The organism is Thiorhodococcus fuscus (genome assembly GCF_042682685.1).
In the GTDB taxonomy this organism is placed as follows: Bacteria; Pseudomonadota; Gammaproteobacteria; order Chromatiales; family Chromatiaceae; genus Imhoffiella; species Imhoffiella fuscus.
In genome coordinates, this window is the sequence record NZ_JBHUHX010000061.1 from 79,845 (window position 1) to 96,178 (window position 16,334).

A 16,334-nucleotide genomic window follows, 5' to 3' on the forward strand; every position below is an offset into this window, starting at 1 on the left:
GATGTTTATTAAAAAAAATTTACTGTCAAATAAAGCACGCATGAAAAAAATCATCGTGGAACATGATATAAATTTTTTTGACTTCGGGTGTTCAAAGGGTCAAGGCACTAATTGGACAAAAAAAGCGGTAAAATTAAACGGTATCGGCTTCGACTTAGATCAAAAGAAACTGAACCAAGCAGCAAAGAATGGCATAATTTGCACCGATTTGAATATCCTCGATATTCCTACTGAAAAGTATGTTCAATATGTGACAATTTTTCATATGCTGGAACATTTGAATTCTCGAAGCGAAGCATATGCTATTATTGACAAGGCAATTCAGGTTACAAAGAATTCTGTCATCATAAAACAGCCATTTTACGATGCCGATTTTCTGCTTTTCGAACGCGGATTCAAGACATTTTATTCGCATTGGACAGGGCATCGCAACCAAATGGTAACAACTGATTTTTATTATTATCTCATGGAGGTAAGAGCACAAAACAAAATCGTAGACTTTGCGATTGGCTATAAGAAGCCAATAACAAGTTCTAACGATGAAATAATACACTCTTTATCTTCAAAAATAGACTCTTTACACTATAGAGCAGAACAACATCCACCAAAAGATAATGACGTGAATTTCGATTTTCCTCTATATTACGAAATTCAGGTTGCAATCGATGTTGGTGGAGAAGGATATGGTCCAATCTGGGAAATATTGGCACCTACCCGAGTGATAATGGATACTGCTGAGTCCGTGAAAGGTCACGGGGTGTTACGTCCCGTGTGATGACTCGCACTACGACATTGACGCAAATCCCATTCAGGCTTGCTCTTGACGGTCATCCCTCAATCCAAGCTGTAATCGAGTCGGGTCAGCAGATTCATGAAGGACTCGGAATCCCGGGCTTCTTGCTCGAGCGTCTGCGGGTGAGTACGTCGGGGGCGCGGGCCGATGACGTCGCCGCGGCGGCCGCTGTCGCCGGAGAGTTCGATAGCGTAAAAGGTATCGGGAAAATCCGGGCTGTATCCAAGCACCAGAGCATTGCAGATCTTCTGCATGATCGCCTCTGGATCGGCGACGAAGTCCTCGTATCGGATACGCTCGCAGTGCCGATAGGTATCGAGAAAGGCATGATAGCGTTTTGCATACTCATCGAGTGTGGGCGGGGTGAAGTGCTGCACCCAGCCGGTATCCTGCAGACTGAGGTAGGAATCGAACGGATGGCGCACACTGATCAGGCTCTTGACCGGAAAGGCGCGGCTGACGATCTCGCGCAATGAGGGCCGCTCCTGGACGGTATCGCTGAAATTGAAATGACCGTGGCTGTGGTCGCGCAGGATCAGGTGCTGCCCGTCACGCGTGGTTTGGTCGTAGAGGACGCGCAGGCCGGCGAGAAACAGTTGAATCTGGGTCTCCTGGTCGGCCGGACGCGAGCTGAAACGGCTGAGGCCGATCAGGTCGGTCGGCAGAAAGCCGCCGGGCACGAAGGGGCTGAGGGGGTCGACCTCGCTAAGTACCTGGGTGTTGGGCTGCGCGGCAATGCAGCGGCTGATCAGGGTGCCGCCGGTGCAGGCCAGGTGGTGCAGGGTACGCACCGGAGGCGGTTCTTGGACCTCGGCCTCCGCGAGCAAGGTCTGACACTGTTCGAGCAGGCTGGGAAGCGGCTGTGCGAGGGCCTTGGCATCAGAAGGGCCGCTTTGGTCGGCATAATCCTGCAAGAGCCCGAGCGCGCTGTCGATGGCTGCGACGAAATCGGCTGCGCTGTCACCGGTACGGCGGCTCATGGGGACTGCTCGGGCTCGACCAGGCCATCGGCCGTTGTGCTGGAGGCGGCAGTGTTTGTTCCTGCTTGGATGCTGCAATGGTCGGCTGTTGTTGAGTTTGCGGGCGACCCGGAATCCTGCGCGGTGATCGCTGCGCGTGTCTGGCTGTCGTGTGACGCACCGTCGCCCATGCTATGCCCGTCGTGCTTGATCTGGTGAAGGTAGCTGGAGGCTGCGGCAAGCCGTTCCGTGAGCTGCTTGAGCAGGATGGATTGCTTGTCTTTTTGTGCGACGACCTCGGCATGACGTTGCTGGAGGTCCTTGAGGTCGGCCTCTCTCAAGACTTGCATACGCAGGGCGATGGCGTTGTCACGCTGAAGCGCGGCCTTGGATTGCTCGCTCTGCTCGAGTTTCTCGGCACGCTCGGCCGCCAATTTGGCTTGCGTGTCGGCCTCTGTCTTGTACTGAGCGACGAGTTTTGCGTGTTTGTCGGTCTCCGCCTTGGCTGTCTCAAGAGCCTTGCCGAGTTCCTCGACTTGGGACTGACCTTGGTTGAATTGTTCGCGTAACTGATCTCGTTCCGTACTGAGGACGCCGATTGTTTCACGAGCCTCTTCCAGTGCCTTGGCGTTTTCTGCCTGGGTCTTGGCGACCGCTTGATGTTTTTGTTCCAGATCGGTCTTGGCTTGGTTCAAAGCCTCGATTCGAGATTCTTGGTCGGCTCCTTGATGCTGTGATGCCTCGAGCTCTTTCTGGAGTACTTCGACCTGCTTGAGCCGCTCGGCGGCAAGCTTGCTCTGCTCGTCGCGGGCCTGTTTGACGGCGGCAATCTCAGCGGTCTGGGCCGCGAGCCGCTGATCGCACTCGCCGATGGCTTGGACTTGCTGGGTCTGTTCCTTCTTGAGTGCCTCAATCTGCTCGAGCCGCTTGGCGGCAAGCTGGGTCTGCTGGTCCTTGGTGTGCTCGAGTGCCTCATTGACCTTGATGAGCTGATCGATCGCCGTGTCACGGGAGTTGATCGTCTTGCCCTGTTGCTCGACCCGGCCAGTCAGCTCTGTCGAGCGCTCTCGCAAGCTGGCAACCTCTTCAGCAAGCCCATCGCGCTCCTGGGTGAGCGCAGCGGTTTGGGAGCGATGCTGTTCCGCCTGCTTGGCCGATGTTTCGGATAGGTGGGCCAGATCCTGCCGCAACCCATCGAGGCGTGGATTCAGGACGGCCTTCCAATCGCGCAGGAAAAGGGCCTCTCCCACGGCGGGATGATTGCTTTCGCTGACCTGGATACAGCGATAACCGAGTGGCACGAGCAATGATTCGACGCATCCGAGGGTGGCCTCTTCGAGCATTCCATCGAAGGGGCGCAGCAATACGCGACACCAGATGACTGACCAGCGCCCGAGTTGCTCCCCCGCGCCGCGCAGAATCGGACCGGCAGGCAGACAATCGAGCAAAACCCACAGGCTCTCGGACGAAACCTCCCGCTCCTCGACGAAACCGGTTTGGGTCAGCAACGTCTCCAGTCGCTGGGTCCTGCGTGGCTCCTCGGCGACGGAACGCAGGTTTGGCCACAGGGCCACGAGGCTCTGCGGGGAAAGCAATCCGTCCTCGTTGGAATTGCTGGTGCGGTGAAAGACCTGCTCGGAATCCGAGTCCGCAAGCATCGCCTCCGCCATCCGCCAGCCTGGATACTGTTCGAGAAACGTCCGGGTCCAGCTTAACCTTTGTCCATCTGCATCTAGGATGAACGCCCTGGAGACGGACCAGGAACGCCAGGCATGCATAGGTCCGGCCCCGTTTCCAGCCCCGATATGAACGACTCGGTCCGGCGGACTCAGACCGCGCGCCCACTGGGGATCGATGGCATCGGCGTAGATGGGACGCACGGAATCAGGTCCAGAAGCGAAGGACATTGGCGTTCGGCTCTCTCGTGTGGGCTGCATCCCGCTCGGCAGCAGGGGCCGGTTCCGGTGTCTGTGTGGAAGAAGCGTCCGCGAGCGGCGGGGCGCTCGGTGTCTCGGGAGTCTCGGGCGCCTCCTGCCAATCAGGATTGAACGCGACTTGCCGATCCCAGATGGATTGGATATTCGAGACCAGCGACCTCCAGTCATCCCAGGAGCGTGTCAGATCGACGCCACTTCGCTCGAGACAGGCGAGCATCGAGGGAAGACGCTCGATGAGAGCGGCGATAAAGGATCTGTCACCCGTTTCGAGCCGGCTCAGGACATCTATATCGATGGCGTCGGGCAAGGCGAACCGCACCTCGAGCTTGGGACCGAAATCATCGCTGCTCTCCTTGAACCATTGATCCAGGGGTGATGGCTCGGCGGACTCGGGAAATTCGAGCTTGGGATGGGTTCCGAAGACCTCGGGTCGGACATCGGCGCAGGAGAGCCGGAACTCGAACCCTGACCAGCGGAGGCCTCGATATTCCAAGTCATCCAGCCGAATCCAGAGGTGTTCGTAATCGGCGTTGATCTGCTCCCGTTTCAAGCGAATGTCTTCGTAGCGCAGAACGGCCGGCAGCGAGGTCATTCCCGCAGCGAAAGCGGACACGGCGTTTCCCAGATCCTCAAGGGAGACATGGTTCGGAATACGCGCTTGGGCATCTGGCTCGGCCAGCGTCTCCCCCATGAGACGCAGGATTCCGTGGACCAGCATCCAGTCGCTGGGGGCAAGGTCGAGCAAGGAATCGACCGACGCCCGAAGACCAACCGAAAGATGCAGTTCGGCAGTGTCGGCGACCACCGACCAACGCTTGAGCGGCACGCCTTGGGGCGAATCCCGGCCGATGATCAGCGTCATCCCCTCATCATGCGTTAGTGTGCTGACGTCGAATCGGTCGATGAAGCGACCGGCAATGCTCAGTGAATGCATGCGCCAAGCCAATGCCCTGCCATCATGTTCGGAGGCCGGCAGGATATCGATGCGATCCGCATCGCAATAGAGCCGGTTGCGCTGGAGTACCCGCAGCCAGCGGCCATTGACCGTCTCGAACGCCTGCCTAGCCTCCTGGTGCATGTGAAAATATCGCTCGAGCTCTTCCTGAACCTGGTGGAGTTGCTGCGATAGAAGGGTGTTCTCTTCCTGCAATGCCTGGAGTTGGGATTCCTTCTGAGCAAGCCGCGAATCCGACGCGGCCAAACGTTTGGTGAACTCGTCCTTTTCCGCCGCGTGGGCCGTCGTGACGCTTTGGGCATTCAAAAAAATGGACTCGAGTTCCTCCTGTACCTGATGCAGTTGAAGCAGGAGGAGTTCGTTCTCCTCTCGGATATCCGCATGCTCTGTTTCAAGGGCGCGAAGCTCGGTCTCGGCTTTGGTCAAACGTTGATCGGACTCCGCCTTTGCCTTACTCAAGGCGTCGATGCGCTGCTGCTGAGACTTGGCTCGGTTCATCGCCTCGTCTCGCTCCTTGGTCAGCGTTGCCTTCTCCTTCTCCATCTGCGCGAGCCGCGCATTCGACGCGGTCAAGCGCTGCTTGGATTCCGTCTCTTGCGTCGCGAGCAATTCGCGCAGCCCAGCCCCATCGTCATGGAGTTGCCTGATCTCGTTCTGGCGATCCAGAAGCGCCTGGAAGGCCTGGAACAGGTCCAGTGATTCATCGCTGCAAGCGGCAGGGAGATTGGGATCCTCCAATCCTTGAACGCTGGCCGCCAACTCTTGCTCGAGATCCCTCACCTCGGGGACGTTTGCCAGGATCTGCTCGACGAAATAACGGGGCAGGAGATCGGCGTCTTGAGCGGGATATTCGGATGCCGGTTCGGCTGCTGCCTCGAGTGAGAGCGACCAGTGCTCGTTGCAGCGCTCGACGAGCCATTGCGGCGAGCGTAGGCAATCATCCGCGCGTGGGAGCAGGATCCGATCCGGGTGGCGAAGATGGAAGCGCAGCATCCTTCGATGGGAGCTCAACCACTCCTCGACAGCGGCTCTTGGACTGAATTCGGTATGCCTTTGCCGAATCCGCTCCATGAGGTATTCAACCGGCGATAGGGTTGGCAATACGAAGTGGATATTCGGGTCAAAGCCGAGCCAGAAATCCATGAGCCATAGACTATTGGAATCCGACCAATACCAGACCTTTGAATCGATGTTCGCAAGGAAAAGATCGGTGGCAAGTTGTTCCCAAAGCCGTCCTGGATCCCGAATGCCAGCGTCCTCGTTACCCTTGGATGATTGAGCCAGCAAGCGCTCGTGCCAGTTCAGAAGATCTGGAACGGAGGCATGATCGAGCGTCCGGGCCACATCAACCCCCGAGGACTGCAGGATTCCTCCAATGGCATCGAGGTACGTTCGGCCGATTCCCGTGATACAGATGACGTTCATTGGATTGCACGCTTTGCGAAATTCAGCCGTTGACTCAGGACTTGCGCGTATGCCGCACCCACATGTGCGGGTGAATAGGCCGAGTTAACGAGATGCAGCCCAGTCCGCGCCAATTGAACCCGGAGCGCCGAGCTGGAGACGATCCGGCGCATGCACCAGGCCGCGTGCTCGATATCCGGCTCGGCCCAGAGCTGTCCCTCGCCGAAGGGATACTCGCCCGCATTCACGGGACGCAATCGGTGGTCGACGAGCATCGCGGTTCCAGGAACGGTGAAATCCATGTTGCCGGAGTAGCCCGTGGCGATGACAGGCTTGCCCAGCAGCATGGCCTCCGCCATTCCACGACCGAAGCCTTCGCTCCGATGCAGCGACAGATAGCAATTACAGGCGCGATAGAAATCGTGGAGTACGGAGCGATCCAATGTCCCGTCGACGAGCTTAATGCGGGGATCGCGCTTGGCCTCGGCGACCAGGCTCTGCCAGCGAGGATTCTCGGAGCAGGCTCTCATCGCTTTGACGATCAAGCCCACAGGTTCGGAACCCTTCGGGAAGGCGGCCAGGAATGCCCTGATGCAGGCCTCTGGATTTTTGCGGTCGATACTGGAGAGCATATCGAACGAGAAGACGAACAGAAAACGATCTTCCGGAAGCCCGAAGTGCTTTCGAGTCAACCCGCTCGCCGGCTCGACGGCAATCGCCATTGACATATGCCGGACCGGCTTCGAACAGGAGCGGCGATAGGCCTCGTAGGTGTAGCGACTCGAAGCCCAGACCTCGTCCACGAGGCCATAGGCATGCCGCCATTCTTCCGGCCAGTCTGGAAGCTCCCACGGCCAATAGCCGATCGTATAGCGTCCGCCGAAGAGGTGCCGACCCTCGACCGCCGCGAGACGTGCGGTCTCGATGCCCGTCATACAGATCAGATTGATGGAATACTGAAGGTCATCCGAGACATGGCTACTCAAGCTTTCGTCGGCCTGACAGACATCCGAACCAGGCTCGACGGCATAGATGGAGAAGGGAATCTCCGCTGACCGCAAGGCCAAGGCGGCCATGCGGATGTCCTCTCCGATACCGAGCTGTCCGCGCGGATAACCGATGAGATTGACGCCTAGTGGACGGTGCTTCCAATCGGCCGATCGCTTGGCGATGACCGATCCTCTCTGGATCTCGACTTCGGGTCGCAGGGCCGACACGAGATCGGGCAGTTCGGCGAGTATTGGATATTCGCGGAGCCCCTCATCCATGGCCCATTGCAGATAGGCCGAGGATCCGGGATCCGGAAAACGCTCCTGGAGCGCCTTGCTCTCGCGCCAGATCCAAGACAGAATCCGCGGCGTCGAGGAATCGGCGTCCTCCGGTTGCAAAAGCACGGAGCGCTGACTGGCGGTCAGTGTTGGCGCCAATTTCAGCTTGACCAGCCCACGGCTGTAGTAACGAGCTGTGAATCGCGCTCGCCCCTGAGCCGTATTCAGATCGAATGCATTCCGAAGATCGGGCCAGCGCTCCCACACCTTGAACATAAGGCGATTGATGGGCAGTGGATCGTCCTGCGGGAATCCGTCGGCAGGCTCGGCAAGCATCTCTTTTTGTTTTTCGGTCGAGAAACGGGCAAGGCCATACTCTGCGCCTCCTTGGGTAAAATACCACCAGATATATTCCTGCTGGCCTTCTTCCGTATCCAGATCGTAAGCCTTCTGCAGATTCAGGCGATATTTCCAGACGAGATGCATCAGTCGCGTTAAGGGGGGGCGAACGCCAGGTAGCGCCGTCTCGGCCGGCTTGAGCAAGGAAGGCGGGAGCTCAATCGGTGCCTTATCCAAATTCAGTTCAGAAACGCCCTGCAAAACCAACCAGAGGATGAAAGAGTCCCGGCCTTTCTGGGTGGAAATATCGAATTCCGACTGAAGGTCAGAACGCGCCTCCCAGAGTTTCTGCATGAAGCGTGTCAGAGAAAAAAGCCCCTTTTTACGGGAAGGAACGACCCGGTTGAGCACGCGCGCTTCATCCTGGCTGATCCTATCTAGGAGATCATGCTCCACAGCCCCCTGAGTGTAATACCACCAGACGAGCCCTTCCTGACCATTCCTCTCGGCGATATCGAATCGCTCTCTCAGATCGCTCCGAATAAGCCACATCAAGCGAATAATTCGAGTCAGCGGTGGCTGCACATCCGTAAAGGCTTCTTGGCACGAGCTTTCCAGCAAATACTGGGGAATAGCTGGCACTATCTCAGATAACCCCTTGTATTCCTCACGGCCGAAAAGTGCAAGCCAGGCAAGAAATAATCCGGCATCCTCCTCCAACAGATCCCTTAGGTCTGGACGGGTCAGCCAAATGGTACGCTCGGTATCCCCAAGAAAGGAAACATCATCGCTCATTGCCCGCTATCCTATGGCTCCGCAGTGAAAAGTGTCCGCAATCCTCTATGCTAGGCAGACGCCATGACTTGCCTATCCGGTCAATCTACACATGACCATGGAAATCACACACCTCTGTGCTTCGGCAGAAATCCAAACGCATAATTCCCTGGCATCAATTAGCACCGCAAATAGCCGGGCTGTTGAGTAGCTCGATTTCGTCAGGCTCGATAAAAGCACGAACTCGATCGCCAGTAGCCAAATCCGGAACTTTTAGCCGAAAGCCACATCGACCATTCTTGTGAATACCTTTTTCCATCACATCAGGACGTGGATGGTCGGCGAGAATCTTGAACTCTATTTCATCATTGATCGTAAAACGAATGACAAGTGAATCGCTCGACCCGGGTCTTGCAGCCCACCCTGTGACCATCTCACCCGTCACTCGATCTAAATTGCCGCGCGGCGAGACCTGCGCAGGGAGGACATCATACGTAAAACGGTCGCTGATATCCTCGATGACCTGCTCCAGATCACGCATGGCGAAAGCGATCCTCAAAGCATGGAATTGTGCCATTTTGTTCTCCGTAGTGGAGAACCATAGATCGGAATCCGCAAGCATTTGCGGCAACTGCATAAAAGCCGAAGTATAGTCTAAATGATTCGTTTCCAGTTCGAAAATAGCAAGCTCGCCCAACCAGTCGGATAGTTGTAAAAACTCTTCATTAGAGCAGGAATCCTTCAAATCATCTGGAATTGAACGTGAAGAAGAGGGAATAAACCCCAACACCTCAGGAGTCGACACATGATCGACACCTCGTGCCACTTCTATTCGATCCTCAGCGATTCGAAACAGCAACATGAAAAATTCGCCCAAAAACAATAATCAATATAAAATAGGAAAATGACATAACAGGTCAATCAAGACAGTTATGATCATAGCTGTAAGCACAAGCTTCAAAACGAACAAGATCAGCAAAACGCCGATACGTAGCATCTCTCAAAAAACTTTCTTTACGAATACCAATACCAGAAACGATCATATCGGACAAGACCTCGATCCCAAGACTTTCAGCTCCCGGAACATACAGACGATTCTTGAGACCCGTATTGCGGGAGGCATTCCGTCCGACATCCTGATCTATAAATTCGTTGACCATAGGCAATAATTCCGAACGTTCAGAGGCATAAAAATCTTGAATATCGTTTTCCAGCGATTCGACTCGAGAAACCCATACATTATCGGAATACAAGGGTTGCGGCCAAAAATGCAAATCCGAAGGATATGGGTTTTCGATGAGATAATCTAGAAAATCGAGGAACGAAAATCGACCATAGAGACTTACATCCTGACCGAATCGCCATAAAAGCAATGGTTCGGCCCGAGTGATCGCAGGTTCATAAAACCATGAAACGACCTTATCCAAGAAACAGGAAATCAACCGGTCGACCGGATCTCTAATAATTCCTAGACTCGTCGCCGGAAGCGATTTGAGATCGACTGGAAAAGCACGCTGCATACGATGTATATCGACTGGTCCTTTTGCTTCGGCTGAATGCAAGAAAGAAAATAATCGCCGAATCCAAGTACAAGCCGATTTGGCACTATAATAGACTAAATAATCATATTCTTTTGAGAATAAAACGAGTGGCGACTCCAGACCCACTACGATCCGCGGGCTACCGATCAGCCCATGCTTAGCGCCATCCGAGCCCACTAAATGCGCATAGATACGATCACCCGGTTTCAAGCCCTGACGCAAATGACACTGAAACCCAAAACGCCCTTCGACACCGGTCGACAAATCAGCCGAAACAAGGATATCCGCATCACCGGATAGACTGTTGATATGGACCCAAGGATGGGTATCGGATCCGGTAAAATCTTCAACCCATCCACCTATCACGTAACGGGAGGCGAGTTGAAGAGCACCAGCCCTCCATCCTAGCGTCACTCTATCGGGCATGATATCAGTGAAATTATCGAATCTGACGAGACCGAGGAGGAATAGCCAACCCATCGAAAGGAGGCTGCCGCACATTCAACGACAACGATGGATGATAAAATGGATCCATTGACAAAGTGGATTCCCAGTTGTTCCGCAGATGTTTCATTTCTCGTCGCGCTCGCGCGTTTTTATCTGGGTTAGCATGATCGTAACCTCGGCTTTGTGACTCGAGATGAAAAAGTACGGCGAATGGGGTCCAGACGACATTGTATCCTTCTCTCCTCAACCTGAGGCAATAATCGACGTCATTGAATGCCACTGGATATGCCTCTTCATCGAGCCCTCCAAGATCGAGATATAGATCGCGATAGGTGAGCAGACATGCTGCGGTTACCGCAGAGGCATTGCGAACGACTTGATTCAGATAGCGATACCCGGAATCTTTTTCCGACCACTCATTACCAACGTGCCCGGCGATACCGCCAATACCTGTGACGACCCCAGAGTGCTGAACCATTCGATTTGGCCAAAGAAGCTTGGCGCCGACAGCTCCTACACCTGGGCGCATCAATCGCGCGGTCATTTCAGATAGCCAGTCGTTCGATGTATCAGGAATCAAGGTATCGTTATTCAAGAGGCAAAGCACTTCCGCATCGACCTGCTTGGCCGCATCGTTATTCAGTCTTGAATAATTGAAATCACCAGCATGACGTATAATTTTACAAAGATTTTTTTCGATAATTTCATCCATCCAATCCAAGGTTGGTTGATCGGTCGAATCATTATCCAAGACAACGACCTGAAAATTCGGATAATCAGTATTATTCAATACGCTTTCCACACAAGGCTTGACAAGATGAAGATTATCCCGAGTTGGAATCAATACAGCGATGCGTGGGGATCTGATCAGAGGCCAATCGACTCTCCGAAGAGCATGAAAATTAGAGGGATGCGGCGACACTCGCACTCCAGAATCAGGATAGAGGTTATCCAACATCAACTGAATGCTCGCTCGTCGGCGCACTCCCATTTTAGATCCAAAACCAGCGTTATTACGACGATGATAGAGAACCCTGGGAAGATGCTTCGGAAAATAGCTGGGATCCAGTTCGATTAAACGAGAAACAGCCAAGTAAGGCAAATCATTCAGATGCGTCAACACAGCTTCAACGAGTAGTTCGCTTCTAACGACAAACAAATTATGAAGATAGTCCAAACCTTGAAATAACTCAAAATCCCAAGAAGGTTTAAACCAAGGCTTTGAACGGTTCCCCTCAGCGTCATCTTCGTCGCAATCGGTATAAAGAACATGGAACTGATCGTCACAGAAGGCTTTTACCACCCAGGAAAAGGCATGAGAAGGCAGGTGATCTCCTGGTTCGATGAATGTCACTACTGTCGACGAAACCAGTAAATCGCGCGTAAAGGTTACCGATGTATCTGTTTGTGCCTTCACCCTAGGATCGGAAAAAAAATCTAAATCTATATCGTCAGGCGCACCTGTAACCAATACACGCCAATTGCCATAGTTTTGACAAATCAAACTTTCTAGTGTTCTATCAATATCAATACCATAACGCACAAGAACGAGCAAGACGACCGACGAATCGATTCCGGTGGGAGTCTCGCGCATCTCGAAAAGCTCATACCATTTCGAATAATCTTCGAATCCGGCACCGAGCGGCCTTTCGTATTCTTGTTTACCAAGCAAGCGCTCAAGAAAGAGAATTTCATCCTTGACGTCAAGGTACCGAGCGCCAACCTCCAAACGTCGAGAGATCTGCTTCAATAGATGGCTTGGCCCATAGCTATGCAATAAGATCCTTGAAGGACTACCAGGCAGGGGACGACCGTTGGATAGAACACTTACAGTATGCTCGATACCATCAGCAAGAAATAAAGGTAATGTAACCGAGAAACGATGATTGGAATCCGTTATCGTACGGCATACTTCTTTATCGTCTATATATATACATATTGTTGCATTTTTTCCGGTCTGCGCAGGATCTTTTGCATAGCCGTGGAGATGCAGCCCATCATCTCCCACTACAAAATCCCCATCCAGCGGGAATTGATTGGTCGATAGATCGTCTTGACTCTGAATATCGCTTAAAGAATAAGTACCTGGAAGGCGATATTGAGTATTTGCGAGCCGCGCACTCAGAACACCATTCTCTCCTAATATCCTATTTGGCAATTTCATACAAAATGCATGGCATCCATCACCGGCGTCAACCAGTTTAGGACTGTATAAACGCGCTTCAACAACACCTATAGAGATATCATCGATTAAAATTTCAACCCACCAACGACGATCTGTATCGCTAGCATCCCAAACCCAACCATGAACAAGATTGGCTAAAGGGGGAAAAAGGGCTCCTCTCAATCTTGTAGACGATGTATTTGTAATCATGCGAAAGAAATTCAAGCTTCAACTGCATCGCTGACGACGGACACAATATCTTTCATACCAATATCATTCGAAGAAAAAACAATAGCATTGATTTTTTTTGAATACTCGATATTCTCCTTTTTTGGAAAAGATACGTAAGGTATACCAAGATGACGACTCACCAGAAATGGACCTGGATCAGGAGAGCCTGATCGATTCATATTGAGAATGCAGCGACACCCGCTCCAACTCAAGTCATCCAATAATGTTTTCGGATTCGGTTTTGCAAAGCACTCGCAACGCCCTGATGACAAAAAAGCTGGAATATCCATGACTGCACCGACCAGCAGCCATCGAAGTTTATTTTGCTTAAATCTTACCAATGTCAAAAGATTCTGTTCGTCCGAAAGACTCAAAAAATCGGTAAAAACAGCGATCCATGGCAGACCTTCTGACGATGATGAATACAAGGATCGACCGTTGAGGTTTCGATTATCTGAAATAATATTCCGCATAGAATCAAGTTTATTTTTTTTCCATCGAGAAACCCGATACCTTGTATCAGCGCACATGACATGTCCATTTAGACATGATTTATAATAGCCGATATGATTTTCAAGTGTTTCGTCTAAACACCTAATATTAACCGGATTCATCATTTGCAGTAAGAATCGAAACAATGATGGAGGAATGCTTTTGTCATGAAAAAAAACCACTGAATCCTGAATCATCAAATATTTCAACAAACGGGCAAATAAAAAATTATCTCTTGGAAACTCGAATTGTTGGTTATATGGAGGTGAATCCAATATTCCCTCCAAATAAAGATTCCAGGTTCCGCTCTTATCGATCATGCAGATTTGTAGATCGCGCATACCTCTACTTTGGCGATTGATCAGTGTCTCATATACGAAATAGTTACGCCGCCCTTTTTCGGAGAAAAAGAATAATCCATCGAATTTATTGTTCTTCGAAAGCCAAAGAGATTCGATACGTGAGCGCGCCTCCCGAAGCGGATCCTCTTTAATGAAGTCACTTATTTTATTATGGTTAACGGGATAGCGCGACTGAACGATGAAATCATTCTCTTTGGCAAGACGAATTTTTTCCGCTTGAAAAAAAACACTTCCTTCATGAGCGACAAAAGCATCGGTTGCACACATGTGTCGCCAACCTGCCGTACTCAGACGAAAACAATAATCGACTTCTTCTGAGTATCCAAGGAGATAGGCTTTATCATCTAAAGGACCTGCTGCTTTAATAGCATCCCAACGAACATAGAGACAAAACCCTATGCCTGTTGGAATCGATTCGTATTTCTTGTCATTGGCAATAGCTGCCAAACGATGTAGTTCGGCAATATGCTCATCCAAAGGCATTGGATGATTTTTCATCATGCGTGGGTAACTGAATAATTGCGCATTGTTTGAGAAAGGAGTGACCGTCGCAATATCAGGCGCACTATATGCGGCCGACCGCATGCGATCGAGCCAATCTCCAACGACTATGGTATCGGCATTGAGCCAAACCATATCGCGTCCATGACGTGTCTTGATTGCAAGATTGATTGCCCCGATGAAGCCGAGATTTCGAGGTGTTTTCAGATAAATTCCATTGAATTCCAGAGTCGAGTGACGGAGCCAATCATTCATGACTGCATCAGGATAGCTATCGTTCACGACAATGAGACGAAAATCGTTTTTATTACATGAACGAGAGCGTTTCAGTGAGTCCAGACATCGTTGCACACATCTTTGATTTCCATATACAGGTATTACGATATCAACCCCACGACCAGCTATCGCTTGTTTTGAAAGGAGAGGAGGTTTGGATAGAAGCCGCAGAGGTACAGTGCCAAAATGGAGAGGCGCACCTGATAGTCGTGAATCTGAATCTGCTAGAACGTCGATGACTCCACCGTTTTCCCTCAAGGTGGAAAGATCGAGTTTAAATGCTCTTCCAATGGGAAACCGGTCCGCTGCGCGTATACGTGATACCTTAGAACCGTTGATGAAGATAGAAATCCAAATATCTCGAGTAGGATAGACAGGATCGAAGACCCAACCCTGGAGATAATTTTTATCCAATTCAACTGCACCAAGAACGGAATACTGAGCTGACAGTATTCGCACTGCGCGCCGCAATCGTCTTCTCGACCCGTGGGAGCGAAAGTGAAGGAGTTGCGAATAAGCATAGCGGTGAACGCTGGGCAAATACAGCAACCCAAAACGTTCAATCGTATCAAGCACTTTTTCGACTGGCTCTTGCTGCCTGGAATCCTTGGAAGCCAGAAGTAACCAGCAATGAAGAGCTGCCTCGGGAAGCCGGCCTCTATCGAGAGCCCGAGCTAATGCAAGAAGCAGAAAATACTGTTCTGGGAAAAGCTGTAATGCGGAAATCAAACGCACAATGCGGAGACTCGTATCTCCAAATTTATGTGCGCACGAAGCTCTAAGTGCGTAATACTCGATTGACGTCGAGTAAACTTCGGCAGCAAGATCCAATATGTCGCAAGCCTTCTTGGGCTGTACGAGACACTCATCGCGCAGCCGGCTCAGAGACATAAACAACGGAAGTAGCGAAACAGGATGGGAGGGATTCAGCCTAAGGATGAGACTTGCCCGAACGAACCGTTACTGATGTCCGGGCAAACTCGGATGGCTCATCATCCAAGATCGTCTGGATCGACCTCGGAGTCAGCTTGGGATTGATCCAAATCGTCAGCGAAGAAGTTATTTTCCACTCCAATAGTAACGACGACTTGATCGGTACTGTTATTCACCCACATAGTAACGTCACCGTCCTTGATTTCCGTCCAGTCGTCCTTTGAGCCAGTCAGGAAGAGGGTATCATCACCATCTCCACCATTAATGAAATCGTTCCCGAGCCCACCTAAACTAATACTGTCGTCACCCGCGCCCATATAGAGCTGATCATCACCATCTCCCGTTTGAACGAAGTCGTTTCCATCACCTAGGTCCACGAACAGATCGCTCTTGCCGCTAATGATCGAATCGTCGTGATCCGAACCCAAGACGACCCTACCTCCCTCAGGCAGATTATCCCCCTCGTCAGATAAATCTATCTTCAGACCTCCATCAGCATCACGCCCATCGACAAAGCGCGTGTTTCCTAGATCCTCTGCCGTCAACTCAATTGGCTCATCACCCAAGCCGCTAGGAACTGTGAGTTTATCCGTATCGTCGGAAATATCGGAATTTGGATCGTATTGCTGCTCGTTGAGATCCCGATCCTCTCCGGCGAGCTCCTTCAAGAAATCATCCAAAAACGCCTTAGTTTGATCCGTCAAGCCCTCGTCACTATTGATATCCTCAATAACCCCGTAGACGTCTGCCATTTTGCACCCTCACCAATAAATTGCCTTTTCCCCTTGTTTCAATATAGACGAGTAACTGTCCTACAGAAAGGCCAAAGTACACGAGAGCGAACATGATGTGATCGATGTCTCGAATCGATATTCGGTCGGCTACCCGAACAGGGCAATCGCATCACGTTTTCCTAATATTCGAGGATTTGGACGTTGATGATTGTGCAGTGGATGTC

Annotated in this window: 10 protein-coding genes; 1 reads left to right on the plus strand and 9 read right to left on the minus strand. The window is 51.7% G+C overall.

Going from position 1 to position 16,334, the window contains the following annotated elements; genetic code table 11:
• The first annotated feature begins 1 nt into the window (after window position 1).
• Window positions 2-775: a methyltransferase domain-containing protein gene (locus tag ACFSJC_RS19170; protein WP_386028807.1), complete on the plus strand. Its 774-nt coding sequence runs from the start codon at window positions 2-4 to the stop codon at window positions 773-775.
• 59 nt (window positions 776-834) lie between these two features.
• Here the strand turns inward: ACFSJC_RS19170 and ACFSJC_RS19175 are convergent, their stop codons facing one another.
• From ACFSJC_RS19175 to ACFSJC_RS19215, 9 genes are all read right to left on the minus strand, one after another.
• Complete coding sequence (locus ACFSJC_RS19175; RefSeq protein WP_386028808.1) at window positions 835-1,773, minus strand: sulfotransferase; 939 nt, start codon at window positions 1,771-1,773, stop codon at window positions 835-837.
• A complete protein-coding gene (locus ACFSJC_RS19180; protein ID WP_386028809.1) occupies window positions 1,770-3,200 on the minus strand; it encodes a coiled-coil domain-containing protein in 1,431 nt (476 codons plus the stop codon). Before ACFSJC_RS19180 ends, ACFSJC_RS19175 begins: the two co-directional genes overlap by 4 nt.
• Window positions 3,201-3,636: 436 nt before the next feature.
• The gene (locus ACFSJC_RS19185; protein ID WP_386028810.1) at window positions 3,637-5,655 is read right to left on the minus strand and encodes a coiled-coil domain-containing protein; all 2,019 of its coding nucleotides are present in this window, start codon (window positions 5,653-5,655) and stop codon (window positions 3,637-3,639) included.
• Between the two features lie 410 nt (window positions 5,656-6,065).
• A complete protein-coding gene (locus tag ACFSJC_RS19190; protein ID WP_386028811.1) occupies window positions 6,066-8,375 on the minus strand; it encodes a glycosyltransferase family 4 protein in 2,310 nt (769 codons plus the stop codon).
• Window positions 8,376-8,604: 229 nt separating this feature from the next.
• A complete protein-coding gene (locus ACFSJC_RS19195) occupies window positions 8,605-9,291 on the minus strand; it encodes a hypothetical protein (protein ID WP_386028812.1) in 687 nt (228 codons plus the stop codon).
• Between the two features lie 55 nt (window positions 9,292-9,346).
• A complete protein-coding gene (locus tag ACFSJC_RS19200; protein WP_386028813.1) occupies window positions 9,347-10,396 on the minus strand; it encodes a sulfotransferase family 2 domain-containing protein in 1,050 nt (349 codons plus the stop codon).
• A 13-nt stretch (window positions 10,397-10,409) separates the two neighbouring features.
• Window positions 10,410-12,791, minus strand: a complete 2,382-nt coding sequence (locus tag ACFSJC_RS19205; protein WP_386028814.1) for a glycosyltransferase family 2 protein — start codon at window positions 12,789-12,791, stop codon at window positions 10,410-10,412.
• Window positions 12,792-12,802: 11 nt separating this feature from the next.
• A complete protein-coding gene (locus ACFSJC_RS19210) occupies window positions 12,803-15,178 on the minus strand; it encodes a glycosyltransferase family 2 protein (protein WP_386028815.1) in 2,376 nt (791 codons plus the stop codon).
• A gap of 257 nt (window positions 15,179-15,435) precedes the next feature.
• Window positions 15,436-16,128: a calcium-binding protein gene (locus ACFSJC_RS19215; RefSeq protein WP_386028816.1), complete on the minus strand. Its 693-nt coding sequence runs from the start codon at window positions 16,126-16,128 to the stop codon at window positions 15,436-15,438.
• Window positions 16,129-16,334: the final 206 nt, after the last annotated feature.

What these genes read in the sequence shown, in the direction of transcription:
- ACFSJC_RS19170 (WP_386028807.1), top strand. Translation starts at nt 2, where the DNA reads ATGTTTATTAAAAAAAATTTACTGTCAAATAAAGCACGCATGAAAAAA.
- ACFSJC_RS19175 (WP_386028808.1), bottom strand. Translation starts at nt 1,773, where the DNA reads ATGAGCCGCCGTACCGGTGACAGCGCAGCCGATTTCGTCGCAGCCATC.
- ACFSJC_RS19195 (WP_386028812.1), bottom strand. Translation starts at nt 9,291, where the DNA reads ATGTTGCTGTTTCGAATCGCTGAGGATCGAATAGAAGTGGCACGAGGT.
- ACFSJC_RS19200 (WP_386028813.1), bottom strand. Translation starts at nt 10,396, where the DNA reads ATGCCCGATAGAGTGACGCTAGGATGGAGGGCTGGTGCTCTTCAACTC.
- ACFSJC_RS19205 (WP_386028814.1), bottom strand. Translation starts at nt 12,791, where the DNA reads ATGATTACAAATACATCGTCTACAAGATTGAGAGGAGCCCTTTTTCCC.
- ACFSJC_RS19215 (WP_386028816.1), bottom strand. Translation starts at nt 16,128, where the DNA reads ATGGCAGACGTCTACGGGGTTATTGAGGATATCAATAGTGACGAGGGC.